Source organism: Actinacidiphila sp. bgisy167, assembly GCF_965342175.1.
Classification (GTDB): domain Bacteria; phylum Actinomycetota; class Actinomycetes; order Streptomycetales; family Streptomycetaceae; genus Actinacidiphila.
The window spans coordinates 25,381-47,934 of record NZ_CBDRBL010000029.1 but is presented as its reverse complement, the minus strand read 5'-3'; the positions used below and the strand labels follow the sequence as shown (position 1 = coordinate 47,934).

At 71.7% G+C, this 22,554-nt stretch carries 19 protein-coding genes and 1 pseudogene; 16 read left to right on the top strand and 4 right to left on the bottom strand.

Going from position 1 to position 22,554, the window contains the following annotated elements; translation table 11 throughout:
* Nucleotides 1–85 precede the first annotated feature (85 nt).
* From ACRWND_RS14265 to ACRWND_RS14245, 5 genes are all read left to right on the top strand, one after another.
* On the top strand, nucleotides 86–469 hold the full coding sequence (locus ACRWND_RS14265; protein WP_431949114.1) for a hypothetical protein: 384 nt from the start codon (nucleotides 86–88) through the stop codon (nucleotides 467–469).
* Nucleotides 466–1,440, top strand: coding sequence for a transcriptional regulator (locus ACRWND_RS14260; RefSeq protein WP_431949113.1), 975 nt, complete (start codon nucleotides 466–468; stop codon nucleotides 1,438–1,440). The genes ACRWND_RS14265 and ACRWND_RS14260 overlap by 4 nt, the downstream gene beginning before the upstream one ends.
* An 80-nt stretch (nucleotides 1,441–1,520) precedes the next feature.
* Nucleotides 1,521–1,913 (top strand): roadblock/LC7 domain-containing protein, encoded by a 393-nt coding sequence (locus tag ACRWND_RS14255; RefSeq protein WP_431949112.1) that lies wholly within the window; start codon nucleotides 1,521–1,523, stop codon nucleotides 1,911–1,913.
* A 116-nt stretch (nucleotides 1,914–2,029) separates the two neighbouring features.
* A complete protein-coding gene (locus tag ACRWND_RS14250) occupies nucleotides 2,030–2,404 on the top strand; it encodes a hypothetical protein (protein WP_431949111.1) in 375 nt (124 codons plus the stop codon).
* A 1,115-nt stretch (nucleotides 2,405–3,519) separates the two neighbouring features.
* The gene (locus tag ACRWND_RS14245; protein ID WP_431949110.1) at nucleotides 3,520–4,698 is read left to right on the top strand and encodes an acyl-CoA dehydrogenase family protein; all 1,179 of its coding nucleotides are present in this window, start codon (nucleotides 3,520–3,522) and stop codon (nucleotides 4,696–4,698) included.
* 94 nt (nucleotides 4,699–4,792) lie between these two features.
* Here ACRWND_RS14245 and ACRWND_RS14240 read toward each other — a convergent pair whose 3' ends face one another.
* Nucleotides 4,793–5,239: a hypothetical protein gene (locus ACRWND_RS14240; RefSeq protein WP_431949109.1), complete on the bottom strand. Its 447-nt coding sequence runs from the start codon at nucleotides 5,237–5,239 to the stop codon at nucleotides 4,793–4,795.
* Nucleotides 5,240–5,613: 374 nt separating this feature from the next.
* A complete protein-coding gene (locus ACRWND_RS14235) occupies nucleotides 5,614–6,675 on the bottom strand; it encodes a LacI family DNA-binding transcriptional regulator (RefSeq protein WP_431949147.1) in 1,062 nt (353 codons plus the stop codon).
* Between the two features lie 128 nt (nucleotides 6,676–6,803).
* Between ACRWND_RS14235 and ACRWND_RS14230 the strand changes: the two genes are divergently transcribed.
* The 8 genes and pseudogenes from ACRWND_RS14230 (at nucleotide 6,804) to ACRWND_RS14195 (ending at nucleotide 17,922) form a co-directional block, all read left to right on the top strand.
* Nucleotides 6,804–8,111 (top strand): ABC transporter substrate-binding protein, encoded by a 1,308-nt coding sequence (locus ACRWND_RS14230; protein ID WP_431949108.1) that lies wholly within the window; start codon nucleotides 6,804–6,806, stop codon nucleotides 8,109–8,111.
* Between the two features lie 16 nt (nucleotides 8,112–8,127).
* On the top strand, nucleotides 8,128–9,057 hold the full coding sequence (locus ACRWND_RS14225) for a carbohydrate ABC transporter permease (protein ID WP_431949107.1): 930 nt from the start codon (nucleotides 8,128–8,130) through the stop codon (nucleotides 9,055–9,057).
* The gene (locus tag ACRWND_RS14220) at nucleotides 9,057–9,875 is read left to right on the top strand and encodes a carbohydrate ABC transporter permease (protein WP_431949106.1); all 819 of its coding nucleotides are present in this window, start codon (nucleotides 9,057–9,059) and stop codon (nucleotides 9,873–9,875) included. Before ACRWND_RS14225 ends, ACRWND_RS14220 begins: the two co-directional genes overlap by 1 nt.
* Nucleotides 9,876–9,922: 47 nt before the next feature.
* A complete protein-coding gene (locus tag ACRWND_RS14215) occupies nucleotides 9,923–12,220 on the top strand; it encodes a beta-glucosidase (protein ID WP_431949146.1) in 2,298 nt (765 codons plus the stop codon).
* Nucleotides 12,217–12,828, top strand: a pseudogene (locus ACRWND_RS14210) (family 43 glycosylhydrolase); the annotation flags it as partial. The gene ACRWND_RS14215 and the pseudogene ACRWND_RS14210, both read left to right, overlap by 4 nt.
* A gap of 121 nt (nucleotides 12,829–12,949) precedes the next feature.
* Nucleotides 12,950–13,858: a family 43 glycosylhydrolase gene (locus ACRWND_RS14205; protein WP_431949105.1), complete on the top strand. Its 909-nt coding sequence runs from the start codon at nucleotides 12,950–12,952 to the stop codon at nucleotides 13,856–13,858.
* Between the two features lie 11 nt (nucleotides 13,859–13,869).
* Nucleotides 13,870–14,847 carry an acetylxylan esterase gene (locus tag ACRWND_RS14200; protein WP_431949145.1) on the top strand — a complete coding sequence of 326 codons (978 nt, stop codon included), beginning with the start codon at nucleotides 13,870–13,872 and terminating at the stop codon, nucleotides 14,845–14,847.
* Nucleotides 14,848–15,315: 468 nt separating this feature from the next.
* Nucleotides 15,316–17,922: a ricin-type beta-trefoil lectin domain protein gene (locus ACRWND_RS14195; protein WP_431949104.1), complete on the top strand. Its 2,607-nt coding sequence runs from the start codon at nucleotides 15,316–15,318 to the stop codon at nucleotides 17,920–17,922.
* Nucleotides 17,923–18,075: 153 nt separating this feature from the next.
* On the opposite strand, the gene paaK is transcribed toward ACRWND_RS14195, so the two are convergent.
* Both paaK and paaI read right to left on the bottom strand, forming a co-directional pair.
* The gene (paaK, locus tag ACRWND_RS14190) at nucleotides 18,076–19,422 is read right to left on the bottom strand and encodes a phenylacetate--CoA ligase PaaK (protein ID WP_431949103.1); all 1,347 of its coding nucleotides are present in this window, start codon (nucleotides 19,420–19,422) and stop codon (nucleotides 18,076–18,078) included.
* Complete coding sequence (gene paaI / locus ACRWND_RS14185) at nucleotides 19,419–19,832, bottom strand: hydroxyphenylacetyl-CoA thioesterase PaaI (RefSeq protein ID WP_431949102.1); 414 nt, start codon at nucleotides 19,830–19,832, stop codon at nucleotides 19,419–19,421. Before paaI ends, paaK begins: the two co-directional genes overlap by 4 nt.
* A 110-nt stretch (nucleotides 19,833–19,942) precedes the next feature.
* Here paaI and ACRWND_RS14180 point away from each other — a divergent pair, with 110 nt between their 5' ends.
* From ACRWND_RS14180 to paaB, 3 genes are all read left to right on the top strand, one after another.
* Nucleotides 19,943–21,148 (top strand): thiolase family protein, encoded by a 1,206-nt coding sequence (locus tag ACRWND_RS14180; protein ID WP_431949101.1) that lies wholly within the window; start codon nucleotides 19,943–19,945, stop codon nucleotides 21,146–21,148.
* A 111-nt stretch (nucleotides 21,149–21,259) separates the two neighbouring features.
* Nucleotides 21,260–22,243 (top strand): 1,2-phenylacetyl-CoA epoxidase subunit PaaA, encoded by a 984-nt coding sequence (paaA, locus tag ACRWND_RS14175; protein WP_431949100.1) that lies wholly within the window; start codon nucleotides 21,260–21,262, stop codon nucleotides 22,241–22,243.
* Entirely contained in the window at nucleotides 22,240–22,548 is a 309-nt protein-coding gene (paaB, locus tag ACRWND_RS14170; protein WP_431949099.1) for a 1,2-phenylacetyl-CoA epoxidase subunit PaaB, read from the top strand. The genes paaA and paaB overlap by 4 nt, the downstream gene beginning before the upstream one ends.
* Nucleotides 22,549–22,554 lie beyond the last annotated feature (6 nt).

Below are 22,554 nucleotides of genomic sequence, written 5' to 3'. Positions count from 1 at the left end.
AATGTCTGAACTCACCCGCATCGTGTGCCGGCTGGGTAACGTTCCGTGCTGTCCCATTTACCAGATGTGCGGCGGAGGGGTGTGCGTGCCCGGCATAGACGAGTGCCTATCCGAGGCGCTGGCGATTCCCGGAGTGCTCGGGGCGAGCGTGGTCGACTGGAGCAGCGGCCTCCTCCTCGGGGCCGTCGGCGAGGAGCCAGGACACGGCCACGAGGCGGCCGCCGCCGACGCCACCGAGGCGGCGCGCGCCGTCGTGGAAGGCGGCACCTTCACGGCGAAGGAGTCGGGAAGGGTCCCGGTCGAGGACATCATCATCACGGCTCCGGGGAGCTACCACCTCATCCGGTTCCTCGACACCTTCTTCGACAGCGACGTCGTCCTCTACCTGTGGCTGGACCGGTCGCTGGCCAACCTGGCCGTCGCCCGGCTGGGACTGCAGGCCATCGCGGAGCGGCTGGTGCTCGTATGACGGGCACCGACGCGGCACGGCCGGTCCTGCGGGGTCTGCCCCGGCGCACTCCGGCCCGCGGCGGCGCACCTGCGCCCCTCCGCACGGGCGTGACCGGCGCGTACGCCTTCACCGCCGCGCTGGCGAGGCTCGCGGAGGCGAGGGCCAGCGGGGCGCTGTACGGATCGGCGGGGACGGTCTACCTCCGTGACGGGGCGGTCGTCCACGCCGAGAGCCCGTGCGCACCGGATCTCGGGGTGCGGCTCACGGCCTGCGGCCTGCTCTCCCCGGACCAGTGGCGCGAGGCGGTCATCACCGCGAGCGCCGGGCGCGGTGTCGGCGATCGCCTCGTCGATTCCGGGCGGGTGGCCCGCGGGGAACTGGAGTTGTGCCACCTGCTGACGCTCTTCGACGCCGCCTACTTCACCCTGCTGCCCGACGCGGAACCCGACCGGTTCCGGCCGGGCGCCGCCTTTCCGCTCGGCCCCATCGCCCGGCCCGTCCCCGCCCAGCGCGTGGCCGCGGAGGCGCAGCGGCGCCGGGCGCAACTGGAGCGGACCTGGCCCTGGGACGACACCGACGCATGCCCCGTCGTCCCCCGCCCGGAGGGCGAGGTGCACGGTCGGCGGGCACGGGCCCCCACAGCCGGTCAGCTGGCGGTGCTGGGGGCGGCGGACGGAATCCGTACGCCGGTGCAGATCGCCTGGCACCTGGGGCGCTCGGCCTTCGCGACCCTGCTGGACGTACGCCGGCTGGCGGCGACCGGCCGGATCAGCACGCCGCTTCGCGCCGAGGCGCCACCGGCCGTGCCTCCCGTGCCCTCCACGGCCCGGCCCGCGCCGCCCCCGCAGGCGCCCTCCGGGCGGCCGGCACCGGTTCCCACGCCCCCGCCCGTCGCCCGAGGCGGACCGCTGCCGGCGGTCCTGCCGTCCTGCGACCCCTCCGTCGTCCTGTTGCTCCGACTTCGTGCCGCCCTGGAGGCCCGCCTGTGAGCGCCCTGCCGACCCGCCCGGCGCCCGCCGAACGACCGTGGAAGAAGGCTCTGCGGCAGCTTGCCGGAAGGAGACAGCTGGTGGCACTCGAAGCCGACGTCCTGGCCGAACTCCGCAGTCTGCGGGCGAGGGTGCCGCACCTGACCGGCGGGCTCGTCGCCAGCGTCGACGGCCTGGTCGTCGCGCACGATTTGAGCGGTCCGGAGCCGGAAGGGGTCGCCGCACTGACCGCCGCGGCCCTGGGCGTTGCGGCCCGGATCACCGAGGCCACCGCCCGCGGCGCCTTCCGGGAACTGCTCGTCCGGGGGGACAGCGGCTACATCGCCGCGTACGCCGCCGGCGACGCCATGGCCCTCGCCCTGGTGGCGGGGCCCGACTCAAACGTGGGCCGCCTGCACCTGGAGGCCCGACGATCCGGTCGACGGATCGAGGAGATCGTCGACCTCGCGCTCCAACGACAGGAGCGGAGATGACCGCACGACCCAGTTCCCCAGCCGACAAGCCGTCGGGCACGGGACGCGGCCGCGCCGCCACCGGACCCAGGCATTCGTCACGTCAGAGAACCACACCACAAGGAAGCGAGACCGCAATGGCCAACACCGAGACCGCGCTGAAGGATGTCATGACGTCGATCGAGGGCGTCCTGGGCGTCGCTCTCGTGGACTACGGCAGCGGCATGGCGCTGGGCACGCTCGGCGGTTCCAAGGACCTCGACCTGACGGTCGCGGCCGCGGGCAACACCGACGTCGTCCGCGCCAAGATGCGCACGATGGAGATGCTCAATCTCAAGGAGCACATCGAGGACATCCTGATCACCCTCGACTCCCAGATCCACATGATCCGGCTGCTGACCGGGCGTTCGGGCAAGGGCCTGTTCCTCTACGTCGCACTGGACAAGAACCGCGCGAACCTTGCGATGGCCCGCCACCAGCTCAAGCGCATCGAAGGCGAACTGGAGGTCTGACCGGCTCCCCGCGAGGCTACGGCGGCCCGGCACATCAGGCGCACGCTGCCGCGTGCCGGGCGTCGCCCCGCCTGGGCCGTCACGCGGCCCCGGCGCTCGGCGGCCGGGTGTCCTCGACCGCCTCGCGGCCCGTGGAGACGGTCCCGCGGCCGGGTCCCGGCGAGTCCGCGCGGGGCCGGCCGTCGAGGCGACGATGCGGAGGTCCGCGCCCGCGCCCGCGTCACCGGTACCAGACGCACACCGTCCTGCGCCGCCGCCGTCCATGCGGCGGCGGCGCAGGCGGCCGCGTCGGAGGTCCCTCCGGCCGCCGCGCGTCATGAGTGACGGTCACCGGTGCGCGGGTGGCACCGCGAGGGCGAGGGCGCCGAGGAGGAGTGCCCGCCGCGGCGCGCCCCCTGCTCGACCCTGCCACCCAGCTTCTCGCGCACCGGCTCCATGCCTCGGGGCGTTCTCCACCCCCCAGCGCTCCACGATCAGGTACGAACCGCCGTACGGCTGCGCCTCCGCCCGCCACGCCTTCTGCCCGGTCGCGCCGGCGAAAGTGAGCGGCACATAGGTGCCGCGTGCCGTCGAGGGGGCTCCGAGGCGCAGCTCCGCAACGTCGGTCTGCAGCTGAGGGGCGCGGGGCCGCCCGCCGCCCCGATCCGCTCCAGGGCGACCGGCCCGCCCGCTACGTCCGTGTCCCGGCCGCCGCAGGCGGCCAGCGCTACGGCGCGCCGCGGCCACCCGCGGGCCTACGCCCGGCACGAGGACGCGGCCGTCACCTTTCCCGGACTCCGGCTTCGCTGCCTTCCGGGGGACCGGCCTGCTCGCATCCTCCATCGGGCCGCGCGGTACGAGGGTCATCCGGACGGCCCAATGGCGCGTGCCGCCTTGTGAAAGGCCCGCCCCAGGGGTGCGCGGTGTGGGGAGAATCCGCCGCCGCACGCTTTTCGACGACCTGGGACCCGTGACTGCGACGCCTCCGATCAGGCATACTCCAACGCGCCGCAGCCGCAGGTCGGACCGTGCCGTGACCCGGCGGGAGACCATCGGACGACGGTCGACGAACCGGCGGCGCCGCCACACCCTGAGCGGACGCCGCCGCAGCGCCCGACAGGGAGGAGAGTGCCGCCATGTCCCACGACGGCCTTCAGCCGGTGGACCGACAGCTTCCCACGGAGGAGGCCCGCGACCTGCTCGCACTCGTACGCGAGCTGGCACACCGGGAGATCAAGCCCAGGGCGGCCGAGGAGGAGGACGCCGGCGTGTTCCCGCGCGAGGTCTTCCGCCTCATCGGCGAGGCCGGGCTGCTCGGACTGCCCTACCAGGAGGAGTACGGCGGCGGTGGCCAGCCGTACGAGGTCTACCTGCAGGTGCTCGAGGAACTGGCGGCGGCCCGGCTCACCGTCGGCCTCGGCGTCAGCGTGCACACCTTGGCCTGCCACGCGGTCGCCCACTTCGGCAGCAAGGAGCAGCGCACCGAGCACCTGCCCGCGATGCTCGGGGGCTCCCTTCTCGGCGCCTACAGCCTCTCCGAGCCCGCCGCAGGCTCCGACGCCGCCTCGCTGCGCACCCGGGCCACCCGGGAGGGCGACGCCTGGCGGATCGACGGCACCAAGGCGTGGATCACCCATGGCGGCGTCGCGGACTTCTACACGGTGCTGGCCCGTAGCGGGGCCGAGGGCCCGCGGGGCATCACCGCGTACCTGGTGCCCGGGGACGCGGAGGGCCTGACCGCGGCAGCCCCGGAGAAGAAGATGGGCATGAAGGGGTCGCCCACGGCCCAGCTCCACCTCGACGGCGTGTGGGTTCCCGACAGCCGCCGCGTCGGCGACGAGGGCCAGGGCTTCACCATCGCGCTGGCCGCACTGGACTCGGGCCGCCTCGGCATCGCCGCCTGCGCCATCGGCGTCGCCCAGGCCGCGCTCGACGAGGCGCTCGCTTACGGGATGACCCGGCAGCAGTTCGGCCGCCCTGTCGTGGACTTCCAGGGGCTGCGCTTCATGATCGCCGACATGGCCACCAAGATCGAGGCCGGGCGGGCGCTCTACCTCGCGGCGGCCCGGCTGCGGGACGCGGGCCGGCCGTTCTCCCGGCAGGCGGCCATGGCGAAGCTCTTCTGCACGGACGCCGCGATGCAGGTGACCACGGACGCGGTTCAGCTGCTCGGCGGTTACGGCTACACCGCCGACTTCCCCGTCGAGCGGTACATGCGCGAGGCCAAGGTGCTGCAGATCGTCGAGGGCACCAACCAGATCCAGCGCATGGTCATCGCCCGCAGTCTCGCCGGCCCGGAGAGCAAGGAGCACTGAGGCGGGGCGAGGAGCACCGCACGCGCGGGTGCCGCGCCGCCCGCCCGGCCGGGCGGCGCGCCACCCGCGCCCTGCGTGGTGGGTGCGGCGGGGGTCAGGCGGCGCGCTGGAGCGGTACGCGCAGCGGCCGCGAACCGGGGCCGCCCACGTGGGAGAAAGGCTGAGTGCGCCAGTCCAGCCCGGCGGGGAGCGTGAGCAGCGTGCCCCACTCCGTGTCCTCGCCCGGGGTGTCCCCGCCGGCGGGGGTGGCCTCGGCTGCGGGACGCCCGGAGCCCGGGCAGATCGTCAGCCCGAAGGGGTTCCACGGCGAGGCGCACAGCGCGTGCTGCGGCAGGACGTCCTCGCCGGGGAGAATGGCGATCGGACGGGCGCAGTCGGGGCAGTGCACGCGGAAGGCGTCGTAGCCCTCCTCGTCGAAGGCCTCGTCGGCCTCGTCGGCGTCGTCCGCCGTCAGCAGCTCGAACGGCTCGCGACGTTCGTGCTCCTCCTGGAGAACCGCCGACGAGCGCTCGCCGCGGCTGTGTCGTGCGTGGGTGCGCATGGGTGCATCTCCCCTTCATCAGCGCCCACCAGCGGGGCTGACCGGGCTCTCGGCCTCGGCCATAGCGAGCACTTCCCGCCGCGCGGCCGCGGTAATCACCGCTGATCCACGAAGCGTTGGCATCTGGTGTGGGCTTCGTCACATGCCTTCGACCTCGTGCCGCCCCGCGCCCCGCGAACGGCGCGGTGCGCCCCTCCCGCGCCCTTTCGGGGCGTGGGGGCCGTGCCGACAGGCGGGACGGCGTCGAGAGCCGTCGGCTCTCGTCTGGCGGCGTCGTCGTCGGTCGTCGAGGCTCCGCTGCGTCCGCCTTCCCCGCCGTGCCGGACACGGCCCCGACCCGCTCCTCGTTCCACCCCGCCTCTCCGCGCGGCCTCCTAGCGGCCCCCGGGTTCCCCGGCCTCCCGCAGCGGCGCCGTGCTCTTTCTGACGACCAGTCTGACTCCGAGCTCCATACTGGTGTTGCTCTTGTCGCCGGTCCCCTCGGGCTGCGACAACCGCAACAGCATCCGGGCGGCCTCCTCGGCCATCTCCACGAGCGGTTGGTTGACGGTGGTCAGCGACGGGCTCGCCCACCGGGCAGGCGGGATGTCGTCGTAGCCCACCACCGAGAGGTCCCTGGGCACCTGCAGGCCCTTGACCCGTGCGGCCTCGAGGACGCCGAGCGCCTGCAGGTCGCTGCCCGCGAAGATGGCGGTGGGCGGGTCCGGCCGCTCCAGCAGGGCGAGCGCTCCGTCGTGTCCGCCCTGGACGTGGAAGTCCCCGTAGCGGATCAGGTCGTTGTCGACGGTGAGCCCCGCCATGCTCATGGCCGAGCGGAAGCCGTCGAGACGGGCCAGGGAGCACAGCATGTCGTCGGGTCCGGTGATGATCCCGATGCGGCGGTGACCGAGGTCGATGAGGTGCCGGGTGGCGGCGACGCCGCCGGCCCAGTTCGCCGAGCCCACGGACGGCACGTCGGGCTCTGGGTCGCCCGCCGGGTCGATGATCACGAAGTTGATGGCCCGTGAGCGCAGCTTGCGCTTGATGTCGTCGGGCAGCGAGGAGAAGACGAGGACGACGCCGAGCGGGCGGCGGCGCAGCACGCCCTCGATCCACTCGGGGCCGGGTGCGTGCCGGGTGCCGCTCTCGGTGAGCACCACGCTCATGTTGCGGCTCTTGGCGACGTTCTCCACGCCCCGGATGAGCTCCATCGCCCAGACGCTCTCGAGTTCGTGGAAGACGATCTCGATCAGCCGCGACTCCGGCTGCGTGGGGGAGGGGCGCCGGTAGCCGTTCACCTCCAGCAGGCGCTCGACCTTGCTCCGGGTCGGCGCGGCCACATCGGGACGTCCGTTGAGCACCTTCGAAACTGTCGAAAGTGATACGCCCGCTTTCGAAGCCACGTCGGCCAGAGTGATCCGGCCCGTGGTCTCATCATCACGCATGCCGCACAGGATAGGGCACGGCGGTTCGGTAACGGTTTGGTCGCTTCAATTCCCCGCTGTTGACCAGGGCGAGGCCGCAGCCTACGGTCCGTCATCAAGCGAATTTCGGCAAAGTGGCCGAAACTTTCGAGAGGTCGATTATGAAGAAGCGTGCGTGGTTCCCCCGTGCCGTCGCCGGCGGCGCGACACTGGCACTGGGTCTGACCCTGACCGCCTGCAGCAGCGGTGACGGCGCCTCGGCGGGGGGTGATTCCGGGACAATCCACGTCCTCGTGTACGGCGACTCCGCGAACAAGGTGGAGAAGCAGATCGTCGCCGAGTTCAACAAGACCTCGAAGGTCAAGGCCGTCCTCGACACGATCCCCGGTGCGGACTACCAGCAGAAGCTGCAGACCGTCATCAACACCAAGCAGGCCCCCGACGTCTTCTTCAACTGGGGCGGCGGCAGCATCCAGCCGTTCGTCAAGGCCGGTCTGCTGCTCCCGCTCGACGACTTCATCAAGAAGGACCCGGGCCTGAAGGACAACTTCCTGCCCTCGGTCTTCAACACCGCGGTGATCGACGGCAAGGCCTACGGCGTGCCGATGCGCGGCACCCAGCCGGTGCTGATGTTCAGCAACAAGAAGGTCCTCGCCGACGCCGGCGTGCAACCGCCGAAGACCTGGGACGAGCTCCTGGACGTTATCGGCAAGCTCAAGGCCAAGGGCGTCACCCCGTTCGCGCTCGGCGGCGGCGACAGGTGGCCGACCCTGATGTGGTTCGAGTACCTCTACGACCGCGTCGCCGGTCCGGAGCTGTTCAGCAAGGCGCTGGCCGGTGACAAGAGCGCCTGGGAGAGCGCGGACAGCAAGAAGGCGCTGAGCATGCTCAAGGAGCTCATCGACGCCGGCGCCTTCGGCACCAACTACGACTCGGTGAAGTTCACCGACGGCGGCTCGGCCCAGCTGCTCGCCTCCGGCAAGGCCGCCTTCGAGCTCATGGGCTCCTGGGAGTACTCCACGCAGCAGGACGCCAGCCCGGACTTCGCCAAGAACGACCTGGGCTACACCGAGTTCCCGACCATCCCGGGCGGCAAGGGCGCCGCGGCGAACGTCGTCGGGAACACCAACAACTTCTACTCGGTGCTGAAGAAGACCGAGCACCCGGAGGCGGTCGCGGAGTTCCTCAAGCTCATGTACTCCGACGACTTCGTCAAGCAGCAGCTGGCGATCGGCAACCTGCCGACCACCACGAACACCACCAAGTTCCTCGACACGACCGACCACCCCGAGTACCTGAAGTACCAGTTCGACCTGGTCAAGAAGGCCCCCTCGTTCCAGCTGTCGTGGGACCAGGCCTACCCGCCGTCGGCCGGCACGCCGATCCAGCAGGCCGTGCAGCAGTTCTTCAACGGCCAGATCGACGCGGACGGCTTCATCAAGGCCATGCAGGCCCTGCCCACCTCCTGAGAGCGACGTCCCCCGCATGGTCTCCCTCACCGCCACCGTGACGGGCAAGCGGCAGACGCGGCGTCCGGCCGGCCGTTCCATCGGCCGGCCGGGCATCGCCTGGGCCCTCCCCGCCACGATCTTCTTCGCCCTCTTCGCCGTCGTGCCGCTGGCACTGGTGGCGGTCCTCTCCTTCACGAGCTGGAGCGGTCTGGGCTCGCCCGAGTACGCGGGCTTCGACAACTGGGTCAAGGTCTTCCAGGACCCGGTGCTGATCAAGAGCCTCTGGCTGAGCGTGCTGCTCACCGTGCTCGGCGTCGTCGTCCAGACCCCGCTGAGCATCCTGCTCGGCGTCTGGGCCGCCGGTCCGCAGCGCAACCGCGCCGTGCTGTCCGCCGTCTTCTTCGTGCCGCTGCTCCTGTCGGCGACCGCCGTGTCGGTCCTGTGGCGCGCGCTGCTCGACCCCAACTTCGGCGTTCCCTCGCAGGCGCGCTGGCTGTTCGGCGACGGCAACCTCTTCGGCACGCAGACCGCCGCGATCGGTGTGCTGGTGTTCGTCAGCACCTGGCAGTTCACCCCGTTCCACGCGCTGATCTACCAGGGCGCGACCCGGGCCATCCCGCAGGTGCTCTACCAGGCGGCGCAGATCGACGGCGCGGGCACGGTACGGCAGTTCTTCCACATCACGCTGCCGCAGCTGCGCAACTCGATCATCACCTCGATGATCCTGATGATCGTCGGCGGTCTCACCACCTTCGACACGGTGCTGATCCTCACCCAGGGCGGCCCCGGCACCGACACCACCATCACCGCCTACTACATGTACGACAAGGCCTTCAAGGGCTTCGACTTCGGCGCGGGCGCGGCCGTCGCGCTGATGCTCGTCGTCGTCGCCACCGTGATCTCGCTGGTCGTCGTCCGCGCCTCCGGCTACGACAAGATGGCCGGCACCAAGGAGGGGCTGTGATGAGGCGACGCCCCAACTACCTCGCGGGACTGGGCGCCCTGCTGTGGCTGGCCCTGGTCGGCACGCCGCTGTACGTCATGCTCGGCGCCACCGTGCAGTCGCGCGCCGACTACAGCGCGGGCGGCCCGCTGTCCTTCCCGCGGTCCTTCACGCTGGACAACTACATCCAGGACTTCAGCAACGGCTTCGGGCAGTACTTCCTCAACACGGTCGTCGTCACCGTCAGCGTGGTGGCCATCGTGCTGCTGCTCGTGCCGCCGCTGGCGTTCACCATCGTGCGCAACCGGGGCCGCGGCGCCTCGCAGGTGTTCCGGCTCTTCCTGCTGGGCCTGGCCATCCCCGCGCAGGCCGTGATCGTCCCGATGTTCTACGTCATCAGCAAGGCAGGGCTCTACGACAACCTCATCGGCGTCATCCTGCCGACCGCGGCGTTCTGCCTGCCGGTCTGCACCCTGATCCTGACCGGCACGATGCGTGACATCACCTCCGAACTGTTCGAGGCGATGGCCGTGGACGGCGCCTCCGTCCGGCGGACCTTCTTCCAGCTCGTCCTCCCGCTGTCCGGCGGCGGACTGTCGACGATCGTCGTCTTCTCCGCCCTGCAGGCCTGGAACGGCTTCCTCTTCCCCCTGGTGCTCACCCAGTCCGAGGAGACCAAGGTGCTCACTCTGGGTCTCTACAACTTCCGGACCCAGTACGGCATCAACATCCCCGGCCTGCTGGCCGCCGTGGTGCTGTCCACGATCCCCGTCCTGCTCGTCTACCTGTTCGCCCGACGTGCCCTGGTCCAGGGGCTCATGGGCGTCGGAGGAAAGTGAACGACAACGTGACCGCCGACTCCCGCGTCGAGGCGCTCATCCGCGAGATGACCCTGGACGAAAAGATCGCCCAGCTCTACGGGGTCTGGGTCGGCGCCTCCGGCGAAGGCGCCGAAGTCGCCCCCCACCAGCACGACATGGACGAGCCGCCCAACCTGGACGACCTCGTCCCGGAAGGCCTCGGGCAGCTGACCCGGCCCTTCGGCACCGTCCCCGTCGACCCGGCCCTCGGGGCGCTGTCCCTGATGCGCACCCAGGAGAAGATCGCCGCGGCCAACCGGTTCGGCATCCCGGCCATGGCCCACGAGGAGTGCCTCGCGGGCTTCGCCGCCTGGGGCGCCACCACCTACCCCGTCCCGCTGTCCTGGGGCGCCTCCTTCGACCCCGAGCTCGTCCGGGTGATGGGCGCGGCCATCGGCCGCGACATGCGCTCGGTCGGCGTCCACCAGGGTCTCGCCCCCGTCCTGGACGTCGTCCGCGACGCGCGCTGGGGCCGGGTCGAGGAGACCATCGGCGAGGACCCCTACCTCGTCGGCACCATCGCCACCGCCTATATCCAGGGCCTGGAGTCCGCGGGCATCGTGGCCACCCTCAAGCACTTCGCCGGCTATTCGGCCTCGCGCGCCGGGCGCAACCATGCGCCGGTCAGCATGGGCCCGCGCGAGCGCGCCGACGTCGTCCTGCCGCCCTTCGAGATGGCGGTCCGGGAGAGCGGCGTCCGGTCCGTGATGCACGCCTACACCGACACCGACGGCATGCCCTCCGCCGCCGACGAGGAACTGCTGACGGGTCTGCTCCGCGACACCTGGGGCTTCGACGGGACCGTCGTCGCCGACTACTTCGGGATCGCCTTCCTCAAGACCCTGCACGGTGTCGCAGCCGACTGGGCGGACGCCGCGGGCACCGCCCTGCATGCCGGCGTCGACGTGGAGCTGCCCACCGTCAAGACCTTCGGGCAGCCGCTGCGCGACGCCGTCGCCGCGGGCAGGGTCGACGAGAAGCTCGTGGACCGCGCGCTGCGCCGCGTCCTGACCCAGAAGGCGCAGCTCGGCCTGCTCGACCCCGGGTGGAGCCCGGTGCCCTCCGCGCTCGCCGAAGCCGACCTCACCGACCCGCAGGGCCTGCGCGGCACGGTCGACCTCAACTCCGCGGCCAACCGCGAGCTGTCGCGGCGTCTGGCCGAGCGGTCCGCCGTGCTGCTGAGCAACGACGGCACCCTGCCCCTGGGGCGGCCCGCCCGCATCGCGCTCGTCGGCCCCCAGGCGGAGACCCCGACCGCGGTGCTGGGCTGCTACTCCTTCCCCGTGCACGTCGGCGCGCAGCACCCGGACACCCCGCTCGGCATCGACCTGCCCACGCTGCGCCAGGCCCTGGTGGCGGAGTTCCCCGGCTCCGAGATCGTCACCGCAGCGGGCTGCGGCATCGACGACACCGACGTCTCCGGCATCGCGGCGGCCGTACGGGCGGCCCGGGACGCCGACGTGGTCGTGGCCGCGCTCGGCGACCGTGCCGGTCTCTTCGGCCGCGGCACCAGCGGCGAGGGCTGCGACGCCGAGTCGCTCACGCTGCCCGGTGTGCAGCAGCGGCTGCTCGACGCGCTCCTCGACACGGGGACACCGGTCGTGCTGACCCTGCTGGCCGGCCGCCCCTACGCCCTCGGGCGGGCCGTGGAGGAGGCGGCCGCCGTCGTCCAGCACTTCTTCCCCGGGCAGGAGGGCACCCCGGCCCTCGCCGGGGTGCTGAGCGGGCGGATCAACCCGTCCGGGCGGCTGCCGGTGAGCGTGCCGCGCCACCCGGGCGTCCAGCCCTCCACCTATCTCGCCGCGCCGCTCGCGCGGGCCAGCGAGGTGTCCAACATCGACCCGGCCGCCGCCTTCGGCTTCGGCCACGGGCTGACCTACACGACCTTCGAGTGGTCCGCCCCTACGGTGCACGGTGCCTCCGGCGACCGGGCGGTGACCGGTACCGACGGCGAGGTCGAACTGTCCTTCACCGTCCGCAACACCGGCGACCGCGCGGGCAGCGAGGTCGTCCAGGTCTATCTGCACGACCCGGTCGCCTCCGTCGTCCAGCCGGTGCAGCGGCTCGTCGGCTACCTGCGGGTGCCGCTGGAGCCGGGCGAGGCGCGGCGGGTCGACGTCACCGTCCCGGCCGACGTCGCCGCCTTCACCGGCCGCGACGGCCGGCGCGTCGTGGAACCGGGTGAGCTTGAGGTTCGACTGGCCGCATCGAGCACCGACGTCCGCTTCACCGTACGGGCCGAACTGACCGGCTCGGCACGGCAGGTGGACCACACCCGGCGGATGCACGCGCTGGTCGCCGGCACCCCGGAGGAGACCAGGTGAGCCTGCCCGAAGGGACGGCGGAGGCGGCCGTGTCGTCGGAGAACGTCGCCAACCCCGTCCTGCCGGGCTGCCATCCCGACCCGAGCGTCTGCCGGGTCGGGGCGGACTACTATCTGGTCACCTCGACCTTCGAGTACTTCCCGGGCATCCCGGTGTTCCACAGCCGCGACCTGGTCCACTGGACGCCGGTGGGGCACGTCCTCACCCGCACCTCGCAGGTGGACCTCGCCTCCGTGGTGTCCTCCGAGGGCGTCTTCGCCGCGACCATCCGGCACCACCAGGGCCGGTTCTACGTCGTGACCACCCTCGTCGGCGGCAGCGGACGGGGCGGCACCTTCGTCGTCACCGCCACCGACCCCGCCGGGCCCTGGAGCGATCCGGTGTGGCTGGACGACGCACCCGGTATCGACCCCTCCCTGTTCTTCGACGACGACGGCCGCGCCTGGTGCACCGGCACACGGCTCGCCGAGCCGGGCGCGTGGGAGGGGCAGACCGACGTCTGGCTGCGGGAGTTCGACACGGCGGCGCTGGCCCTCACCGGACCCGAGCACCTGCTGTGGCGCGGCGCGCTGCACGGCGCCGTGTGGGCCGAGGGGCCGCACCTGTACAAGGTGGACGGCCGCTACTACCTGCTGGCGGCGGAGGGGCGGCACCGAGCACCGTCACGCCGTCAGCGTCGCCCGCGCCGAGCACGTCACCGGCCCGTACACCGGCAACCCGGCCAACCCGGTGTTCACCCACCGCCACCTGGGCCGCGACTTCCCCGTGGTCGGCGTCGGCCACGCCGACCTGGTGCGAACGGCGTCGGGGGAGTGGTGGGCCGTGCTGCTCGGCAGCCGCCCGTACGGCGGCTACCACCCCAACCTCGGGCGGGAGACCTTCCTCGTCCCGGTGCGCTGGGAGGACGGCTGGCCGCTCTTCGCGCCTGGTGTCGGCACCACGCTCGGCCCCTTCCGCCCGCCCGCGGTGGCCGCCGCCGCGCAGGCGGTTTCCGGCGGGGCCGCCGCCGGGCCGCCGCACGAGGAGCCGTTCCGCGACGACTACGACGGTCCCCGCCTGGACCCGCGGTGGAACCAGGTGCGCACCGGGGAGCCCTTCTGGTCGCTGACCGCACGCCCCGGCTGGCTCCGGCTGCCGCTCGGTCCCGCCACGCTCGCCGAGGTCGGCACCCCGTGCTTCCTCGGCCGGCGCCAGCAGCACCAGGACGTCAGCGTGGCCGCGCTCCTTGATGTGGCGCCCCGGACGGCGCAGGAGTGGGCCGGGCTCGCCGTCCGGCAGTCCGAGGCGGACCATCTGGTGCTCGCGGTCGCCGGCGACGGCCGCGGCGGGCGCCGCGTGCTCGCCGCGGTCCGTACCGGCGGTGAGCAACGCCTTGTGGCGCAGGCGCCGTTGCCCGCCGGGCCCGTGGTGCTGCGCATCCATGCCGAGGGCCAGCGCTACGGGCTGCGCTACGCCCCCGCGGGCGCGGGCGGCGACGCGGAGACCGAACTGGCCGCCGTGGACGGCGGATTCCTCAGCTCGCCCCGCGCGGGTGGTTTCCTCGGCGTCTGGCTCGGCCCGTACGCCACCGCTCACCACGCCCCCTCCACCACCGTCGCCGACGTCGACTGGTTCGACTACCGGCCGCTCGCCCCCTGACCACGGAGCCGCTGTTGTTCACCGACCTCCCCGAGGGCGAACTGCGCGAGTACCGCAGCGCCCAGACCGCGCCCGCCGACTTCGACGACTTCTGGCGTTCGACGCTCGCCGAGTCGCGTGCCGCCGGGACCGCCGCCGTCAGCGTCACGCCCGCGGCCGGTCCGCGGCTGCGCACGGTGCGCGTCTTCGACGTCACCTTCCCCGGTTTCGGCGGTGAACCGGTACGGGCCTGGCTGCGGCTGCCGGACGAGGCAGAGGGGCCGCTTCCCGCGGTCGTCCAGTACGTCGGCTACGGCGGCGGCCGGGGACACGCGCTGGACAACCTGTTCTGGGCGTCCGCCGGTTTCGCCCACTTCCACATGGACACCCGCGGCCAGGGCTCGGGCTGGAGCCGCGGCGACACGCCCGACTCCGGCACCACGGGCCCGCAGGCCCCCGGGATGATGACCCGCGGCATCGACGACCCCCGCACGTACTACTACCGCCGCCTGTTCACGGACGCCTTCCGCGCCGTGGACGCCGTCCGCACGCTGCCCTCGGTGGACCCCGGACGGATCGCGGTCCTCGGCGCGAGCCAGGGCGGCGGCACCGCGCTCGCCGTCGCCGCCCTCGCCCCCGAGGTCCACGCCCTGGTGGCACACGTCCCCTTCCTGTGCGACTTCCCCCGGGCCGCGGTGGTCACGGACGCGGACCCGTACCGCGAGATCGGCCGCTACCTGGCCGTCCACCGCGGCGGCGCCGGGCGGGCCATGCGTACCCTCTCGTACTTCGACGGCGTCAACTTCGCCGCTCGCGCCAGGATCCCGGCCCGCTTCTCCGCGGCGCTGATGGACGAGATCACACCGCCCTCGACGGTCTTCGCGGCATACAACGCGTACGCGGGCCCCAAGGAGATCGACGTCTGGCCCTGGAACGGCCACGAGGGCGGCGGGATGGAGGACGGCGAGCGAGCCCTCGCCTTCTTCCGCGCGCTCTTGAGGGCAGCGTGAAGTGCAGCCGCACCTGTGGAGTCGAGGCGGCAAGTCCGTACAACCCTCGTTCTCCCGTGGTTGTCGTTCGACATGGACCGGAGAACCCGGCGTGCCCCCTTGATGGGGCCTCACCGTAGGCGACGACGGACGTCTTCTGCATGCCCCCTCAGCCGGCGTCCGGGCGGTCGCATCGGCACCCGCTCCTCACCACGGCTCACGGGGGCTGGGTGCTGCACTTGGCGTCGCGGATGAGGACCTGCGGTGTGTGGTGCGGTCGCCACGCCGCTTTTGAACGACGTGCGGCCGGGTGGCCCGAAGTGAGCGACGGATTTGCTGAGGACGACGTGCGCGGGAGGCGCCGACTTCCGGTCGACGCGGCGTGACGACCCTGCGAAGTCCCTCACCGCAGGGCGACTTCGCGAGGAGACCGGTCGACGACGTAGGATCGGCAGGCTCAGCTCAACACGCACCACACGGAGAGATGACATGCACAGCGCCCGAAGAACCGTGCTGCCGCTGCTCGGGGCCGCGTTGCTCCTTGCCAGTGTCCTGGGAGTCTCCCCTGGCTCCGGAAGCCAGGCACATGCCGCCGCGCAGGCAGATCAACCGGCCGGGGCGGCAACGCCCTTCACGACCGTCGAGGCCGAGTCCGGAACGCTGGGCGGTGGTGCCCGCATGCGCCACCTCACGGCGGGAGAAAGGGCGCCCACCGCCGCCACGATCGAGACCGAGGCCTCGGGCTACGCCCTTGTCGAACTGACGAACACCGGCGACTCGGTGTCGATTCGGAATGCGTCGGGCGAGCAGGCCAACACCCTTGTGGTGCGTGCCTCGATACCCGACGCTCTGAACGGCGGCGGCCTCAAGGCCACGGTAAACCTGTATGTGGACGGTGTCTACCGTCAGCCGATCACCCTGAGTTCGGCTCAGGCATGGAACTACCGCAACGGAAGCACCAACCTCGACGACCCCCATGGCGGGGGCATGCCGTTCCACTTCTACAACGACTTCCCGGTCTGGGTCACGGGTGATCCCATCCCAGCGGGAAGCAGCATCACGTTGCGCAAGGACTCCGGCAACACGGCCGCCGTGTACGACATCGACTCGGTCGATCTGGAGAACGTCGGACCGGCGCTTAACCAGCCGGGCGAGGCACTGTCGGTCGTCGACTTCGGAGCGGACCCGACGTCCACCAAGGACTCGACCGCCGCGATCCAGAACACGGTGAACGCGGCCCGGGCGCAGGGCCGACCGGTGTGGATCCCGGCGGGCACATACCTCACGAGCAGCCTGGTGTCCGCGACGCTGGACTTCACAGGTGTGACGGTCGAGGGCGCCGGCATGTGGTACACCACGCTTTACCACAAGGTCCCACTGCCCTCTCCGGCCGGATGGCGGTCCCAGGTTCTGGTGGGCTCGGGCACCGACCTGAGTGACCTGCAGATCGACGGGAACGCCGTATGGCGGGGTACGGGCGGGGGGGCCGACTACGGCATCCAGAGCATGGGCGCGCTCGGATGGCACGTGAATCGGGTATGGACCCGGCACACCGACGCCAACTGGCTCTCCGGCAGCGACGGCCTGATGGAGAACAGCCGTACCAGCGACTCCTATGGCGACGGGTTCAACATCAACAACGGAAACTCCGCTGACAAGCGCGGCGACAACGTTGTCGTCCGCAACTGCTTCGCCCGCGGTACGGGTGACGACTCCTTCGCCACGTACTCCGATTCCGGCGCCGACGGCACCAACCCCCAGATCGTCGGCGCCAAGATCCTCGACAACACCGCTGTCGCGCCCTGGTGGGCCAACGGCATCCGGGTCGCCGGCGGGAAGGACGTCCAGGTCATGAACAACCTGGTGAACAGCGTCTCGTCGGACAGCGCCATGGACATCGGTGTCTACGCCGACTCGGGACGCCCGGTGGACTCGGCAACGATCAGCGGGAACGTGTTGATCGGCGGTGGCGGGTGGAACGGTGCGCGGCACGGCGTGCGGATCAGCTCACCAGCCGCTTCCTCACGGTTCGCGAACGCGTACACGAACGTCACCATGACCGGCAACACCCTGCGTGGAGCTCTCCACGCGGGCCTTTTCATCGATCGCGCGCGCGTGAACGCGACGGTGACGGGCAACACGATCGATGGTCCGGCCGAGCAGGCGATCCTGGTGAACGCCGGAGTTGCCGGCACGGGGTCCTTCACGGACAACACGGCGAAGAACCTGCGTTCCGGCGTGAACGCGTTCGTTAACAATTCCATCGACTTCACCAGCACCCTGGCGGGCAACAGCTGGCAGAGCAACGCCTCGCCGGTGGTGAACGACGACGCCCTCGCCTACGACACCCACTGGAATCACGCCACCAACCGAGGGGTGGGCGACCTGAACGACGACGTCCACCACTCCAGTACGCCGGGTGCGGTCGCGACCTACACCTTCAGCGGGACCGGTGTCCGGTACCTCTCGGAGCGGTACGGGGACGAGGGCACCGTCGACGTCTACATCGACGGGAAGTTCCAGAGAACCGTTGATCTCAGAGCCTCCGGCCCCCGGCAGTCACAAGTGGTGGTGTTTGAGAAGACCGGTCTCACCTCGGGGCAGCACACCTTCAAGCTGGTGAACGGCTCCGGACTGGGCATCATCGACAGCCTGTACATCATCTCCTCGGCCGGCGGTTCGTCCGGCGGGGACACAAGCACCCGGCCGACCGGGCCGATCACCGGGATCGGCGGGAAATGCGTCGACGTGGCGGCCGCGTCCAGCGCCAACGGAACCGCCGTGCAGTTGTACGACTGCAACGGCTCTGCTGCCCAGCAGTGGACGATGACGGCGAATGGTTCCATCCGCGCCCTGGGCAAGTGCCTGGACCTCACCGGGGCCGGTCTGTCCAACGGAACCAAGGTGCAGCTGTACGACTGCAACGGCACCGGCGCGCAGAAGTGGGCCTACGACGCGTCCTCTCGAGCCCTCGTGAATCCCGCGTCCGGGCGCTGCCTGGACGCGACGGGGCCGAGTTCGGCCAATGGCACCCGGCTGCAGATCTGGGACTGCGCCGGTTCGAGCAACCAGAGTTGGACCGTGCCCGCCGCGTGAGTCCGGTCACGCGGCACGGGCGGGCGTCCGGCCGACCGATCCGACAGCACGGGCGCGTGGTTCGGGAGCACCCCGTGCCACGCGCCGGCGCCGGACGGCCGGCGCTCCTTCGGCCGTCGCCGTGCGGGCACGGCGACGCCGGGCCGGGAACGGCTAACGGGCCCGCAGGTCCCTGACGCGGCGGATCTTGCCGACGGAGCGCTCGACGGTGTCGGGATCGACGACCGTCACCTCGACGCTGACGCCCACGCCGTCCTTGACCTCAGCCGCGATGGAGCGGGCCGCCTCCTCGCGCACGATCGCGGCGGCGTCGGGGCGCGCTTCGACCACGACCTCCATGTGGTCCATGCGGCCGCGCGTGGTGAGCCGGATCTGGAAGTGCGGGGCCACTCCGGGTGTGCGCAGCACGATCTCCTCGATCTGGCTGGGGAAGACGTTCACGCCGCGCACGATGAGCATGTCGTCGGAGCGACCGGTGATCTTCTGTATGCGGCGGAAGGCGGGACGCGCGGTGCCGGGCAGCAGGCGGGTCAGGTCGCGGGTGCGGTAGCGGACGACCGGCAGCGCCTCCTTGGCGAGGGAGGTGAGGACCAGCTCGCCCTCCTCACCCTCGGGCAGCGGCTCACCCGTGACCGGGTCGACGATCTCGGGATAGAAGTGGTCCTCCCACACGTGCAGGCCGTCCTTGGTCTCCACGCACTCCTGGGCGACGCCCGGGCCGATCACCTCCGACAGGCCGTAGACGTCGACCGCGTGGATGTCCATGCGCTCCTCGATCTCGCGGCGCATCTGCTCCGTCCACGGCTCCGCGCCGAAGATGCCGACCCGCAGCGAGGTGCCGCGGGGGTCGATGCCCTGGCGCTCGAACTCGTCGAGCAGGGTGAGCATGTACGACGGGGTGACCATGATGATCTCGGGCTTGAAGTCCTGGATGATCTGCACCTGGCGTGCCGTCATGCCGCCGGAGGCGGGGATCACCGTGCACCCGGCGCGCTCGGCGCCGTAGTGGGCGCCCAGGCCGCCGGTGAACAGGCCGTAGCCGTAGGAGATGTGCACCTTGTGGCCGGGGCGCCCGCCGGCGGCGCGTATGGAGCGCGCCATCACGTCGGCCCACATCGACAGATCGCCCTCGGTGTAGCCCACCACGGTGGGCAGGCCCGTCGTGCCGCTGGACGCGTGGACGCGGCGCACCTGCTCCATGGGGACGGCGAACATGCCGAAGGGGTAGGTGTCGCGCAGGTCGGCCTTGGTGGTGAACGGGAAGCGCGCCAGGTCGTCCAGGCGGGCGCAGTCCTCGGGGCGCAGGCCGGCCTCGTCGAACTTCTTCCGGTACGTCTCGACATTGTCGTAGGCATGGCGCAACGTCGCCCGCAGCCGGGAGAGTTGGAGCTCCCGCAGTTCCCCGACGTCCAGCTTCTCGGCGGAGTCGAGCAGCCCGTGGGGGAGCGGCTCTCCCAGGCGCGTCCCCGCGGTCGCCCGCTCCGTCGGCTCGCTGCTCATCCGTTCTCCTTCGTGCTCCCGATGCTGCGGCTGCGCCCGCGGAACTCGGCGACCACCTGCTCGCCCCGCAGGATGGTCACGTCGTAGATGCCGCTGCGGCCGAAGCGGGTGCGCTCCTTCGCCAGGGCGACGAGTTCGTCGCCCTCCCGGACGGGGGCGACGAAGGTGATGTCGGCCCCGGCGGCCACGGTCACGGGGCCGTGGCTGTTGCAGGCGCAGGCGAAGGCGGTGTCGGCGAACAGGAAGAGGTAGCCCCCGTGGGCGATCCCGTGCCCGTTGACCATCGCGGGCGTGACGGTCATGCGGAGCGCGGCCGCCCCCTCGCCTGCTTCGAGGAGTTCGATGCCGAGGCTCTGCGACGCCGTGTCCGCGGCGAACATGTGCTGGGCCGGGCCCTGCGCCTGGTCCATGGCACCCCTCACGAGCGTCACCACCCTTGTGAACCGACCGAACATTCGGTTAGCGTGCGGCACGCCCAAGGTAATCCAGCAGCCGAACTGCCTGTCAAGAGGTGGAACGCATGTCCCAGCAGCTTCCCGCGCGCCCCGCGGACGAGGTCTTCCTGATCGACGGCGCCCGCACCCCGCAGGGCCGCTACGGCGGCGCCCTGGCCTCCGTGCGCCCCGACGACCTGGCCGCACTCGTGGTCGGCGAGGCCGTGAACCGTGCCGGGATCCCGGCCGAGGCCGTGGACGAGGTGATCCTGGGCGCCGCCAACCAGGCGGGCGAGGACAACCGCGACGTCGCCCGGCTCGCCGTGCTGCTGGCCGGCCTGCCGCACACGGTGCCCGGCTATACCGTCAACCGGCTCTGTGCCTCCGGTCTCACCGCCGTCGCCTCGGCGGCGCAGGCGATCCGGTCCGGCGAGGCCGGCCTGGTCGTGGCGGGAGGGGTGGAGTCGATGACCCGCGCCCCCTGGGTGATGGCCAAGCCCGGAACCCCGTGGGCCAAGCCCGGCGAGGTGTACGACACCTCTCTCGGCTGGCGCTTCACGAACCCGCGCTTCACCGCCAAGGACACCCTGACCATGGGGGAGACCGCGGAGGAGGTCGCCGCCCTGGACGGGATCACCCGCGCCGAGTCCGACGCCTTCGCGCTGCGGAGCCACCAGCGGGCCGTCGCGGCCCAGGAGGCCGGGCACTTCGACCGCGAGATCGTGCCGGTCGCCGTCAAGGACGGCGAGGTCCGCCGCGACGAGGGGCCGCGGCCCTCCACCAGCCTGGAGAAGCTGGGGGCGCTGCGCACCGTCTTCCGCAAGGACGGGGTCGTGACCGCCGGCTCGTCCTCCCCGCTCTCCGACGGCGCCGCCGCCCTCGTCGTCGCGGGGCGGGAGGCCGTCGAGCGGTACGGCCTCACGCCGCGCGCCCGGATCGTCACCACGGCCACCGCCGGCGTCGAGCCCCATGTCATGGGCCTGGGCCCCGTGCCGGCGACGGAGAAGGCCCTCGGGCGCGCCGGGTGGAAGACCGGCGACCTGGACGCGGTGGAACTCAACGAGGCCTTCGCCGCCCAGGCCGTCGCGGTCATCCGCCGCCTCGGACTCGACGAGGAGCGGGTGAACGCCGACGGCGGCGCCATCGCGCTCGGCCACCCGCTGGGCTGCTCCGGCGCCCGCATCCTGCTGACCCTCCTCGGCCGTCTGGAGCGCGAGGGCGGCCGCCGCGGCCTCGCCACCCTCTGCGTGGGGGTCGGCCAGGGCGTGGCGATGCTGGTGGAGCGGGTCTGACGGACGCCCCCCGGCGGGCCCTGTGCGCGGTTGTCCACAGGGCTTGCCGGGGGCGGCGGAGTCCGCCAGACTGGTAACCGAACGAATGGTCGGTAGGGGAAGCTGGTGACGATGAGCACACCGAACGCCACCGTGCCGCCGGAGGACGCGCAGGCGTCGCTCCAGGAGCACTTCGACGCCACGATCGCGCGGGACCAGCGCATCGAGCCGCGGGACTGGATGCCCGAGGGCTACCGCAGGACGCTGGTGCGGCAGATCGCGCAGCACGCGCACTCGGAGATCATCGGCATGCAGCCGGAAGGCGAGTGGATCACCCGCGCCCCCTCGCTGCGCCGCAAGGCCATCCTGTTCGCGAAGGTCCAGGACGAGGCGGGCCACGGGCTCTACCTCTACTCAGCCGCCGAGACCCTGGGCGTGGACCGGGAGGACCTGACGCAGCGCCTGATCGAGGGCCGCCAGAAGTACTCCTCGATCTTCAACTACCCGACGCTCAGCTTCGCCGACGTCGGTGTCATCGGCTGGTTCGTCGACGGCGCCGCCATCTGCAACCAGGTGCCCCTGTGCCGCTCCTCCTACGGGCCGTACGCCCGCGCCATGGTGCGCATCTGCAAGGAGGAGTCCTTCCACCAGCGGCAGGGCTACGAGTTGCTGATGACGATGATGCGCGGCACCGAGGCCCAGCGGGCGATGGTGCAGGACGCGGTGGACCGCTGGTGGTGGCCCTCCCTGATGATGTTCGGCCCGCCGGACGGCGACTCGCCCAACTCGGCCGCCTCGATGGCCTGGAAGATCAAGCGCCACAGCAACGACGAACTGCGCCAGCGCTTCGTCGACATGACCGTCCCGCAGGCCGAGAGGCTCGGCGTGACCCTGCCCGACCCGGAGCTGCGCTGGAACGAGGAGCGCGGCCGGCACGACTTCGGCACCCCCGACTGGTCGGAGCTGCAGCGCGTGATCAGCGGTGAGGGACCCTGCAACGCCGAGCGGATGGCCCGTCGCCGCTCGGCCCACGAGGAAGGCGCCTGGGTGCGCGAGGCCGCGACCGCCCACGCCGCCAAGCAGGCGGCCCGGGCACAGGAAGGAGCCGTGGCATGAGCACCACCGGCGACAGCACGACCCGGGCCGGGTGGCCCCTGTACGAGGTGTTCGTCCGCGGCAAGCGCGGCCTGAACCACGTCCACGTCGGCTCCCTGCACGCCGCCGACGACCGCATGGCGCTCACCCACGCCCGCGACCTGTACACGCGGCGCAACGAGGGCGTGAGCATCTGGGTGGTGCGCTCGGAGCACATCGCCGCGTCCACCCGGGACGAGAAGGATCCCTTTTTCACCCCCAGCGCCGACAAGGTCTACCGGCACCCCACCTTCTACGACATCCCCGATGACGTCCCCCACATCTAGGAGCAG